This is a genomic window from Pseudoalteromonas sp. 0303, assembly GCF_013349995.1.
Classification (GTDB): Bacteria; Pseudomonadota; Gammaproteobacteria; order Enterobacterales; family Alteromonadaceae; genus Pseudoalteromonas.
Genome location: NZ_JABVXF010000046.1, coordinates 1 through 12,130 on the forward strand (window position 1 = coordinate 1; position 12,130 = coordinate 12,130).

Here is a 12,130-nt window from a genome sequence, read left to right on the forward strand (position 1 = left end):
TCAGCTATCAGCTATCAGCTATCAGCTATCAGCTATCAGCTATCAGCTATCAGCTATCAGCTATCAGCTATCAGCTAAAGATTAATCAAGGTTATTGAGCTGTCAATTTTGTTGGGTTTCGCTACGCTCTACCCAACCTACGAAGCTAGGTTCTAGGTTCTACAAGCTACTCCCCTAGCGCCTAGAGTCAAGGGCCTACGATTCATGTTGGGTTTCGCTGCGCTCTACCCAACCTACGGTGCAGAATTCACCTAAGTAGTTTAGCCTAAGACAAGGCGGAAAACCGACTTATCCCTAAGGGTTCTTAAACGTTCTGCAAGTGTAGGAGTGCTGACAAGGCGAAGTGCTTTTTTATACCAAAGAGCATACGTGTTTTGTATGTGACTTCGGTTAAAAAAGCACGACAACGTAGTCAAAGCGAACTACACGAAGCAGATTACATTTGCTCCATGACTTCGATACCTAAAAGATCCAATCCTGACTTCAGTGTCTTAGCAACCAAATTACACAGTACTAAACGGCTGTCACGAACACTTGGCTCTACGCCTTCTTTTAGAACTGGGCATGCTTCGTAGAACGTCATGTATAGGCTTGCTAGTTCGTATAGGTATCCACATAATACGTGCGGTGTCGCTTCGCTGATCATTAGATCAAGTACTTCTTCTAACTGAAGCAGTTTAAGCGCCAGCGCTTTTTCTTGTGGCTCGTTGATTGCAACGTCGGCTGTTAATGACGCTGCATCGATACCTGACTTACGGAAAATACTGCGAACACGTGTGTATGCATATTGTAGGTAAGGCGCTGTCGCACCTTCAAAGCTCAGCATAGTGTCCCAGTTGAAGATATAGTCGCTAGTACGATGCTTAGAGAGATCCGCATATTTCACTGCGCCAATACCTACTTTACGGGCAATTTCGCTACGCTCTTCGTCGCTTAAGTCTGACTCACGCTCAGCAAGCTTAGCTGCGGCACGAGTGATAGACTCTTCAAGTAAGTCAGCAAGTTTAACGGTACCGCCAGTACGAGTTTTGAATGGCTTACCATCTTCACCCATCATGGTGCCGAATGGGCAGAATTCATAACTTGTTTCATCACGTAATAAACCTGCTTTACGTGCTGTTAGCTCAACTTGATTGAAGTGTAAGCTTTGACGTGCATCTACAAAGATTAAGATGCGATCCGCACCCAGTTTATTTGAGCGGTAATCACAAGCAGCTAAGTCAGTTGTCGCATATAAGAAACCACCACCTGATTTCTGTACGATAAATACTGAAGGCTCGCCGTCTTTGTTAGCAAGCTCGTCTAAGAACACCACTTGCGCACCGTCAGACTCAACGGCAATGTTTTTGTCTTTTAATAGTGCGATGATGTTTGCAAGTTCGCTGTTGTAAGCACTTTCGGCCATGATGTCATCTTGCGTAAGTGTTACGTTTAGACGCTTATAAACTTCTTCAGAGTGCTTTACAGAAGTGGCAATGAATAACTTCCACAACTTTTCGCAGTGTGCGTCGCCGCTTTGTAATTTAACAACGTAATTACGGGCTTTGTCGGCAAACCCTTCTTCGTCATCAAAGCGTTTTTTCGCATCACGGTAGAAGGTTTCAAGATCGGCCAGCGCTACAGACTCTAAGTCTACACCTTGGTTGATTTGATCTTCTAAGTGCGCGATTAACATACCAAACTGAGTACCCCAGTCACCCATATGGTTTTGACGAACAACTTCATCACCACGGAACTCAAGAGCACGAACAACTGCATCACCAATGATGGTTGAACGTAAGTGGCCTACGTGCATTTCTTTTGCAAGGTTAGGTGATGAGTAATCAACAACCACTTTTTGCGCTGTTGCATGAGGCGCAACTGCTAGCTTTTCGTCTTCGTTTGCCGCTTTTAAGCTAGCTGATAAAAACTCAGGCTTTAAGTGAATATTGATAAAACCTGGGCCCGCGATTTCAGTTTTTTCTGCAATATCTGCAAGGTCTAGGTTATCGATAATTTTTTGTGCAAGTTCACGCGGGTTTGATTTTAATTTTTTAGCCGCGCCCATTGCGCCATTGATTTGGTAATCACCAAACTGTGGACGTGTGCTTTGTGTTACCGCTGGATTAGTGTCTTCAGGTAACCCGGCTGCAACCATAGCAGCAATTGCTTTGTCGATTAAAAGAGTACGAATATTCATTGTAATTTTTACCTTTATGGCCCGCTGTACGGGCACTTAAATTTGAAGCAGACTTAGCGTATTAGTTTTCGCGCGTATGGTTAAACTTGATATCTGGATAGCGTTCCATCGACAAGTTTAGGTTTACACGGCTTGGCGCGATATAAGTAAGGTTATCGCCACCATCAAGCGCTAAGTTGCTTTCGCACTTACGCTTAAACTCTTCAAGCTTTTTGGTATCGTCTGAGCTTACCCAACGTGCAGTGTTAACACTCACACCTTCGTAAATCGCATCAACGTTGTATTCTGCTTTTAAGCGCGCAACAACCACATCAAACTGTAGTACACCGACCGCACCTACGATAAGGTCGTTATTGATAAGCGGTCTAAATACTTGCACAGCACCTTCTTCAGATAGCTGAACTAAGCCTTTTAATAATTGCTTTTGTTTTAATGGATCTTTTAAGCGAATACGACGGAATAATTCTGGTGCGAAGTTAGGAATACCACCAAACTTCATTTTTTCACCTTGCGTGAAGGTATCACCAATTTGAATTGTACCGTGGTTATGTAAACCAATGATGTCACCTGCGTAAGCATCTTGCGCTCGCTCACGGTCACCGGCCATGAAGGTTACCGCATCAGAAATACTCACTTGCTTACCAATACGCACATGGTTCATCTTCATACCTTGGCTATATTTGCCAGATACAATACGCATAAAGGCGATACGGTCACGGTGTTTAGGGTCCATGTTCGCTTGGATTTTAAATACGAAACCAGAGAAGTTATCTTCTGTTGCCGCAACTTGGCGGTCTTCTGTTTCACGTGGTAATGGCGCAGGAGCCCACTCAGTTAAGCCATCAAGAACATGGTCAACACCAAAGTTACCAAGTGCTGTACCAAAGTAGACTGGTGATAATTCGCCAGCTAAGAACAGATCTAAATCAAATTCGTGTGATGCACCAATGACAAGCTCTAGCTCTTCACGAAGCTGCTCAGCAAGTTCGCTACCAATCGCAGTATCAAGCTCAGGGTTATCTAAACCTTTAATAACGCGCACTTCTTGAATTGTGTGGCCTTGACCTGTGCTGTACAAAATCGTTTCTTCACGGTGAATGTGGTACACACCTTTAAACTCTTTACCACAACCAATAGGCCAAGTTACCGGCGCACAGGCAATGTTTAGCTCAGTTTCAACTTCGTCTAATAACTCCATTGGATCACGAATATCACGGTCACACTTATTCATAAAAGTTACGATAGGTGTGGTACGTAAGCGTGTTACTTCCATTAATTTACGAGTACGATCCTCAACACCTTTCGCTGCGTCGATGACCATTAGACATGAGTCAACCGCAGTCAGTGTACGGTAAGTATCTTCAGAGAAGTCTTCGTGTCCTGGAGTATCAAGTAAGTTAACTAGACGCTCGTTGTAAGGAAATTGCATAACAGACGTGGTTACCGAGATACCACGTTCTTTTTCCATTTCCATCCAGTCTGATTTTGCGTGCTGGTTTGAGCCACGACCCTTTACGGTACCCGCTTTTTGAATCGCTTGTCCGAATAACAGAACTTTTTCTGTAATAGTGGTTTTACCCGCATCCGGGTGGGAGATAATAGCAAAGGTCCTTCGCTTATTGATTTCATTGAGAAAATCTTGGTTTGCCATGTATAAATTCTTTTAGTTTGTACACGGATTTGTACACACTTTTGGAAGTACTCTCTTTTCAGTTCTTCGCTTGTCAAATCCGTCGTGTTAATCGTAATTGGCCGCTATTTTCGCTGATCTTGACTTTATAAACAATCAATGGTTATCTAATCGGTTACCATTTACTCTCAGCGTGCGCCAATGCTCAGTTGTAGCTGTTTGCAATCGTTGCTTCTTCAGCTCATGAACAACTGTGGCTAAACCACAAATTCCTTCGCTACCAAAAATCGATGATAGCTTGTCGTACTACACCGATGATGGTGCAGTTGCCGTTGATCGGTATTGCCGGGTATTGCGGGTTCAAAGGTTTTAGGTACTTCTGTTCACCATCAATAACCAACTGCTTAAAGGTTGCTTCTTTCGAATCATCCAAACGCGCAACAACCAATGAACCTGAAGAGTAAGGTAACTCAGGATCAACAACGATCACTGCTCCCTCAGGTATGGATTTTTTTCCGCTTGGATTTTCCATACTGTCGCCTTTTACGCGAAGTGCGAAACAACCCTCATGTGCTTTCCCAGTGACTTCACGCCACTCCTCAGCATCTTCATGGGCAAATCCCTCCGCTATTTCAGTCCAATCACCGGCCTGAACCCAGTTAATGAGAGGAATTCTTCCCTTAATATCAGGCCCGACTTCTACATTACCGACCCCCAAGCCAATCTCGCCATCACCTGTGGCGAGCCAATGAGCATTCACGCGAAGCGCCTCCGCGATCTGCATGGTGTAACGAGACCTAGCCGATTTACCAGAGCAAATCTGGCTGATCGACTGCTGTTTAATACCAATGCGACGAGCCAACTCAGACTGAGTCACCCCAGTAAGCTGCAAGGCATGGTTTAGTCGTTCGGATAAAGTTTTCATAAGCCCGTATTCTACAAATAAAACTGTAGCCTTTCAACAATTTTAACTGTTGACTTATCTACAGTTTAAACTGTAACATTCAATCTTGTAACAGTTTTTATTGTAACAGGAGACGGTATGGAAGTGTTCAACACGACACAAAAACATCTCCGCCGTGCCATTGACTTGGTCGGCGGGCAATCAGCATTAGCACGAGCCATCAACTCAAAGCAGCAAAACGTCTGGTTTTGGTTGAATAAATCAGGACGTGTTCCCGCTGAATTCGTTTTACCCATCGAACAAGCTACGCAAGGACAGGTAACCCGATCTCAGTTAAGACCGGATATCTATCCCGAATGCCCAAACGAGCTGAAAGCCAGTAACCAGTAGAATTAAGGGCAAGTAATGGTCAGCATTTTACGTAAACACAGAAGCGAGTACCTCCATGCGTGATTATGGCAAGGTCTATACCCGCTTTTGGCTAAAGCAAAACGTTTTGTCCTGGAGTGACTCTGCGAAGTTGCTAGGACTGTATTTGCTTACATGCCCACATTGTAATTTGCTTGGCTGCTTTCGGTTGCCGATTGGTTACGTTGCTTCTGACTTGAACTGGGATGATCAACAGGTTGCCAAGGCTCTAAATGAGTTAGAACAAGATCAGTTCCTGATTCGTTGCGAGGAATCCGGTTGGACTTTGATTCGGAGCTTTCTGAAGCACAACCCAATCGAAAACCCGAACCAAGGTAAGGCAGCCTTTCGGTTGTTTAAAGATGTACCTGCCGACTTCGTTGGTATGGCATCGCTTTTGAAGTCACTTGCCGCTTTCCAAGCTCGGCTTCCAGAAGAATTTTCATCATTGTTTATGCCTGATGGCAACCCGGTAAGGGACTCTCAACGGTCGGATGACTCTGAGAGAAGCAATAAACCAACAGTTAAAACTGTTGACCACATACAGTTTGAAGACTTCTGGGATGTACAAATACGCAAAGAAAAAAAAGCGAAAGCCAAAGAAGAATGGCTACGCATGGGCCTCAATGAAGACCATGAACTCGCCTTGGAAGTGCTAACACGCTGGAAAGAGCAACGAGACAACCGATTACAGTATCAAGATCGGACTAAGACCCCTATGCCACATAACTGGCTTTTAAACCGGCAATGGGAAGACGAGTACGTTCGCATTGATGAAGTACAGCAATCATCGACGAGCCTAAAGGGCAGCAATCACCAATTGAATATTGAAGAAAGCAATCGTCGCATCGCTGAAAGCTGGGCCGGACCAGGTATTCGGGAGGTTCGTTCAAGTGCTGGAGGTTGATAAACGCGAGTTTGCTGAAGTTTGGGGAGCAGCTTGGGCCATGTATGGCAAAAGCGTATCACCACAATTGCTATCCATCGCATTTGAAGCCCTTCGTGCTTATAGCATTGAAGAAGTGCGAATCGGTCTGACTCGGCATATTCAATCACCGGATACTGGGCAATTTTTTCCAAAGCCCGCTGACGTCATCAAGCATATCGATGGCAACTCTGGCTCAAGAGCCATGGTTGCTTGGAACAAAGTTGACAAGGCTGTTCGTCAGGTTGGCGCTTGGACATCCGTGATGTTTGACGATGCGTTTATTCACCGCGTTATTTCAGACATGGGGGGATGGGTTGAACTCTGCAAGGTTGACGACAGGGAATACCCCTTTAAGCAAAAAGAGTTTTTAGCACGCTACCAGGCTTACTTGCTCCGGGGCGAAGTGGGTGAATACCCAAGGCTATTACAGGGTATTGCAGACCATCAGAACCAGCAAAAAGGATTTGATATGCAAGCGCTGGTTGCCGTGGGCGACTGGTCAAAAGCGGCACAAGTTTATACGAGAGGCATCGCCGACTTTAGCGCAGTGCCTTTAAAAAGAATAAGCCCGAAAGCCATTCAAGCGCTTCTCGGAAATGAATTAGAGGACAAAAATGAAAACGATTAAAGCAAAAACGATTGCCCTAGCGATAGCCATGTCCGCAAGCACTTCAGTCTATGCGTTTCCGGGCTATCAGTGGGAAAAAGCAGCACAAAGCGTTGGTATTGATCCAGTCATGCTCTACGCCGTTGCCTTGGCTGAGTCTGCCTCACATCGCGGTCTCAACATGACCAGTCCATGGCCATACGCAATTCGCAATGGTTCAAATGCAACTTACGCCAAATCTCAGACAGAAGCGAAGCAACTGTTAAACCAAGCACTGCAAGAGAGTGAAAAATACCAGCTCGATATTGGCCTTATGCAAATCAATTTGCATTGGCATGGGCATCGAGTGAGCTCAGCAGCTGAACTGCTAGACCCCATCACCAACCTTACTGTCGGCTCCAGTATTTTGGCCGAAGCAATCAAGTCTTCACCAAACGATTTAGAGCTTGGCATAGGCCGCTATCACAGTTGGAACGAAGAGCGTGCACGCTGGTATGGACAAAGAGTGCTTTCTATCTATCGCAATATTTTACATGAACTGGAGGTCCGTCAATGACAACCAATCAACAAGACTTCTATCAATTAAATTTGGCGTACCTACACGCAGCACGAGAATTGGCGCGAATTGATCCGCAAGAGGCCGTCTTGCGCTTTGGACTTACACGCGACGTGGTTGATGCTCTGATTAATGCTGGTGTTGACGACCTGCAACGAGTGGCGACCTCATCATTCATGCTGTTTCAACCAAGGGGTAACCAAAGCCAACTGATTGAGATGGTGAAGAGCAAAGGCACAGGTATCCCAAGAATCGCTTATTTATTATCAACCCTAAACAATAAGGGGGATGCATGATTGATAACCTGTCCAAAAGTGAGCTATTTACCCGAGCCTCGCTGCTTATTAAATACGGATTTCGAACAACCATTATCGCGCTCGATACAGGTTTGCCAATCCACATTATCAGAAGGCTCCACAAAGAAGTGACTGGCAAGTCACCTTGTCCTGGTCAATTGCCAGAATCTGATGCCATCGTCAAAAGTAGAAGAGCCTTGGTTGAAGGCTCCCTGCTGATGGCGCTTTATGTCAATATTGGTGGTGATAATGTCTACAAGCAATTAAATATCGATGCTTTGATGAAGGCTTACGATGCGTATTTGGTTGCAAGAAAAGAAGCAGATCTTCCAGCTGAGATCCCCTGGAAAAAACTGACCATCAATGAAGGTTGGGTTCTAGCTCGTGATTTAAGATCACAGCTTGCATCCTTACACCGGTGTCGATGCGGCAGTCTGTATTTGACGGTATCACAACAGCGCATTCAGCTTAAATGTCCTGTGTGTGAGATTATGGCCGAGCAAACCACTAGAGCACTTTTTGAGAACTAACATGCTGATGCATGATTTGATTGTGCACCTCCCGTGCACTTTGAGAGTACTAAGAAGATGACAAACTTACTTAAATCTTTACCAGCACGCTGCTGGGTTATATCACTGGGGCTTTTTCTAGCGACTCTGGCAGCGGCTCATTTTTTTCCATCAGAAATATTTACGGCATCTGCCAAGTTAGCGGCTTTGCCATTTCTGATTTGCACCATCGTTTTTTTCAGCTACTTGGGATTCAAAGCAACTGCTAGTCCTATCGGCCTTATAACCATCACCACTATGTTTTTAGCAATCGCATATTGGCAAGCGAGTTGGGCAATTTTATGTGTCGGTTTAGCTTTCTTAGGCTTAAGCGGACTAATCCATTTATTTCAAAGACAACTGAAAGATACCGGTCGAGAACTAAGCCTGAGCGAAAAAAAATATTGGTACTCGGTAAACGAATTTGCAGACGGTCGCTCATCAATCCTCCCCAAAAGGCCAAAAAAATAGCCAGCCCATCACAAGCTGGCTACCTTCTGTTTTTAGTTCCTTCCTGAAGCCTGGTTATAGGCCCTAATATCGATCAAGTTGTTCTGAGCATAATCTCCAGCAAGGGATGCATTTGAGATCACTGCAATCTGCTTATCCACAAATGCTTTATCTTCTTCGGACACACTGTCGGGGATGTAAGCACCGCTCTCATCTTTTTGACGATACTCATTTAGCATTTGCTCCCTTAGGCCACGCATTTCAGGCGACCAACTCGATGAATCTTCAGAGTTGAAAACGCGCCCCGCCAAACCTTCATTGAAAGCTTGAGCGAACACTTGACTTTGAATCGGGGTCAATCCCATTCTCTGCCCTTCGCTGTATGCTTCCTGTTTAAAATCATCGGCGTACTGTTCTAAGAACTCACCATATCGATTGTTAACTGCCGCACCGAATGCCCCAGCCAACATGGCTTCAGACTTCGTGCCCCAGTTTACTTCGGAGGCATACTGCGAACTCGATCCACTGTATGCATCATTAAACGCCGTCAATGGGTTTTCCAAAGAGGTTCCTGCGTCAACGGCTGCTTTTAAGCCATCCCAGGTTGATTTACTGGCCACCGTTGCGTTGTGCAAGAAACCTCGTGAGCTAGGGTCTTCAAGTGCTTGCTCCTTGTAACTCTCATAGTCTTCGCCAAAGTGATTCAAGGTATGCAGTGCTGCATCAGTATGCTTGCCACTGAAGTCACCAATAGCACTGGCGCTGTTGAAGAACATTTCAGCACCAGAAACTCCGCTATCATCAGCCATAATGCGAGATCGCCACTGAGAGCCAGCTTCACTGTTTAGTCCAGATTGATAGGTACTTGTGTCAGAAGCTACGGCCTGCTGGGCTTGTTGTTGATGCGCATTTAGTTGTCCATCAACACCAGACAAATTAGTTTGGTAAGTCGATTGAGCTGCGTTGAACTGAGTTTGAACAGTTGCAGCACCCTCGTAGCCGCCCAATACATCCGATTCGACTTGGCTTTGAGTGCTACCAAAAGTAGGTGCAGCTGATGACAAGCCTTCATTAGAGCGCGGTTGAATTGATCGTAAATCGGCTCCGGTAGCCATGGCCATAACAGTCATTGCTGCTTGATAATCATTGTCTCGTTCAGCGGGCGTCGATGAGTTGCTATAGGTTAAAGACTCCATAGCTGCGGCCACATACGCCTGATTATCATCAGGTAGCAAGCGCTGATACATTGGAAGGTTTTCACGTAATCGGTTACCTGCTTCCACATGCTGGTTCATATAGCGACCTAAATAATCCATGACTTCAGGATTATCCGCTGCTAATCGAGTTAACGTCGCACCATCCGTGTTCCTTTGTCCTGATAGACTATAGCTGGCCTGATCAAGCTCACTAAAGCGGTTTGATGCCGTGATAACGTCTTGTGCTGAACTCTGAAGTGACTGATAGTCTTGGTTAGACAACGACATTTCAACGCCAGAACGTCTTGAATCTGAAAGGTCCTTAACCATTGCATCGCGATACTCAGCACGTCGTGAATCACTCGATGCCAAGCTTTGCATCTCCCCAGTGAGCGTATTTGCGGTCGTGGATCGAGAACTGCCTTCTGACGACTCAACTTGGCCACTAAAGTTTCCACCTAAATCCAAGCCTGCTCGTAACCGTGATATTTTGGGCACTCTTGAGGATTCAGGCTTATCGACTCCAGGCAAGTTACCTTGTGGGGAGTCATTCCCCCCTGTACCAAGTAATCTTCCCAAGAACCCTTTATCTGCTACTTCTTTATCACCGGTATTTGTAATAGTTCCATCTCCACCGACCCTTAGGCCTCCCGATAACACGCCAGATACCAAGCCACGTACAGCGTCTTTTTTATCGTCTCCGAAACCATACCGTGTTTGCAGGTCATCAGTGACCTGATTAACAACGGCGCTAGATGCGGAATTAGAAGAACCAATCTGACGTCCAACCGAAGAAAGGTTGTCGTAACTTATCTTTTCACCAAAAGTTCGGCTCATGGTATTGCCAACTTGACGGCTAAAGGCTTGAGTTGCTTGAGTCATGGATTCTTTTGCAGAGCCGACCATTGAACCCACTGCGCTTCCTACAGAGAAACTGCTTAGTAGGTTTGACGCTCCGGTCATAGCAGAACCCGTAAGGGCTGAATTCTGGAAAATTGACTGTGATTGCATTACCGGGGCATTTTTCGCGACATCTGGACTTGCCATCTTTTCATCAATGGCATCACCGTTTTGAAGACGTCCAGCCAAGTGGGTTGCAGTTATTGCTGAGCCATACACGAGCATGAGCGAAATTGCCGGAACACTCGACGCCAACATGCCGCCAGTAGCTATCCAGGTTTGCAGCACTGAATCCATCTGCATCATCCCCGCAAAAGATGGTACTTCTGTACCTGCAAAGGCATCAAGAGCCGACATTTTCCCTGCAACGGTTAAATGAATATACAGGTTAATGATGGCCATGACAGGCATCCAAAGTTGAATCCAAAGCAGGATTAACAAATACTTCCCGGCCATTCGCATCCCGATTTGGCCAAGGGCAATCACAAAGGCCATCAATGGGGTGATGGCGTAAATGAAACCCTCAAAAAACGTCATCATCGGACGAACGATACTTTGGAACAGGGTCTGCTCCGCCGCCCATTGCGTATTGCGCTGCTCAATCGCTTGGTTAACCATCACGGCTGCGGTGAAAGCTTGATCATCCATATACTTGCCCGTCACGCTTTGCTCATAAATAGGCAAAAGCACCGACGCGGTCATGTACTCTTGGGTGTTAACCGAGGCCAAACCAAGGTTATTCAGCGCATTCCGGATCACGTCATCAGTATCCGTTGCTGACGAAGTCCCCAATGAGGCTGACAAAACCTGTTTAAGCCTTGGAATGAAGGTTGATTCTGTCATGAGTTTCAGTTGGCTATAGGCACCGGTGCAGTCCAGATCGCTACTGCTACCACTGAGCATGATGCGTGTGCCATATATGCGCGAATCAAACCTAATCGCAGTCATCGGGTTAGGATCACTCAGCACCTGATCTAGGTTCTTTTGGCCGATGTCGATGCCAATCAAGGTGCATTCTTTGATGTAGTTAAACCACGATTGCTCGATATCTGAGCCACCGACACGATTTGCATCACCCAACCCAGAGCGATCCATCACCTGTTTTCTCACTTTAATCAGTGACTGTAAACTGGATGCAAAGCCGTATTCCGTCATGGCGGGAGTTGAGAACGCCGTTTCAAACAATCGCGTGATTTGAAAGCCAACAGTCGAAATCGTACTACCTGCGGCAGCAACACCGATGGGCACATTATCAACCACTCGAACTTGTCCCGTGTACGCATCCTCAATGCTCACTCGGGTACTGGGCCCAAACATGGTTGCAAAGACTAGCCATGAGACTAAAACATGTTGAAAGTTAATCCCACGACCACCTTGCATTAAGGCCTGAACAGAGACCATCAATACCCCAATGAGCAAGCCAATGCGAACCATTGAAGTAAAGTCGCCTGTACCAGTGATCATCGCGACAGCGTTCAGGACCTGCTCTAAAAAAGCCGAATCCCCGATGGAATAGATTTCCCACATG

At 45.8% G+C, this 12,130-nt stretch carries 11 protein-coding genes; 7 read left to right on the forward strand and 4 right to left on the reverse strand.

Going from position 1 to position 12,130, the window contains the following annotated elements; genetic code table 11:
- Positions 1–436: 436 nt before the first annotated feature.
- The 3 genes from argS to HUS62_RS20025 form a co-directional block, all read right to left on the reverse strand.
- Positions 437–2,179, reverse strand: coding sequence for an arginine--tRNA ligase (gene argS / locus HUS62_RS20015; protein WP_138599630.1), 1,743 nt, complete (start codon positions 2,177–2,179; stop codon positions 437–439).
- A 61-nt stretch (positions 2,180–2,240) separates the two neighbouring features.
- Entirely contained in the window at positions 2,241–3,830 is a 1,590-nt protein-coding gene (prfC, locus tag HUS62_RS20020; protein WP_063528978.1) for a peptide chain release factor 3, read from the reverse strand.
- A 256-nt stretch (positions 3,831–4,086) separates the two neighbouring features.
- A complete protein-coding gene (locus tag HUS62_RS20025; RefSeq protein WP_000854920.1) occupies positions 4,087–4,734 on the reverse strand; it encodes a LexA family transcriptional regulator in 648 nt (215 codons plus the stop codon).
- Between the two features lie 117 nt (positions 4,735–4,851).
- Between HUS62_RS20025 and HUS62_RS20030 the strand changes: the two genes are divergently transcribed.
- Genes HUS62_RS20030 through eexR form a run of 7 tightly spaced genes read left to right on the forward strand, consistent with a single transcriptional unit; the run spans position 4,852 to position 8,527 of the window.
- Entirely contained in the window at positions 4,852–5,103 is a 252-nt protein-coding gene (locus HUS62_RS20030; RefSeq protein WP_175080910.1) for a helix-turn-helix domain-containing protein, read from the forward strand.
- A gap of 55 nt (positions 5,104–5,158) precedes the next feature.
- Positions 5,159–6,028 carry a hypothetical protein gene (locus HUS62_RS20035; protein ID WP_011788533.1) on the forward strand — a complete coding sequence of 290 codons (870 nt, stop codon included), beginning with the start codon at positions 5,159–5,161 and terminating at the stop codon, positions 6,026–6,028.
- Complete coding sequence (locus tag HUS62_RS20040; RefSeq protein WP_248528196.1) at positions 6,015–6,677, forward strand: DUF6475 domain-containing protein; 663 nt, start codon at positions 6,015–6,017, stop codon at positions 6,675–6,677. Before HUS62_RS20035 ends, HUS62_RS20040 begins: the two co-directional genes overlap by 14 nt.
- Complete coding sequence (locus HUS62_RS20045) at positions 6,664–7,212, forward strand: lytic transglycosylase domain-containing protein (RefSeq protein ID WP_119978258.1); 549 nt, start codon at positions 6,664–6,666, stop codon at positions 7,210–7,212. Before HUS62_RS20040 ends, HUS62_RS20045 begins: the two co-directional genes overlap by 14 nt.
- On the forward strand, positions 7,209–7,508 hold the full coding sequence (locus HUS62_RS20050; RefSeq protein WP_000210563.1) for a flagellar transcriptional regulator FlhD: 300 nt from the start codon (positions 7,209–7,211) through the stop codon (positions 7,506–7,508). Before HUS62_RS20045 ends, HUS62_RS20050 begins: the two co-directional genes overlap by 4 nt.
- Positions 7,505–8,038 carry a FlhC family transcriptional regulator gene (locus HUS62_RS20055; RefSeq protein WP_000566755.1) on the forward strand — a complete coding sequence of 178 codons (534 nt, stop codon included), beginning with the start codon at positions 7,505–7,507 and terminating at the stop codon, positions 8,036–8,038. Before HUS62_RS20050 ends, HUS62_RS20055 begins: the two co-directional genes overlap by 4 nt.
- Positions 8,039–8,095: 57 nt before the next feature.
- On the forward strand, positions 8,096–8,527 hold the full coding sequence (gene eexR, locus HUS62_RS20060; protein ID WP_175080911.1) for an entry exclusion protein EexR: 432 nt from the start codon (positions 8,096–8,098) through the stop codon (positions 8,525–8,527).
- A gap of 32 nt (positions 8,528–8,559) precedes the next feature.
- On the opposite strand, the gene HUS62_RS20065 is transcribed toward eexR, so the two are convergent.
- Positions 8,560–12,129: a conjugal transfer protein TraG N-terminal domain-containing protein gene (locus tag HUS62_RS20065; protein WP_175080912.1), complete on the reverse strand. Its 3,570-nt coding sequence runs from the start codon at positions 12,127–12,129 to the stop codon at positions 8,560–8,562.
- Between the last annotated feature and the right edge of the window lies 1 nt (position 12,130).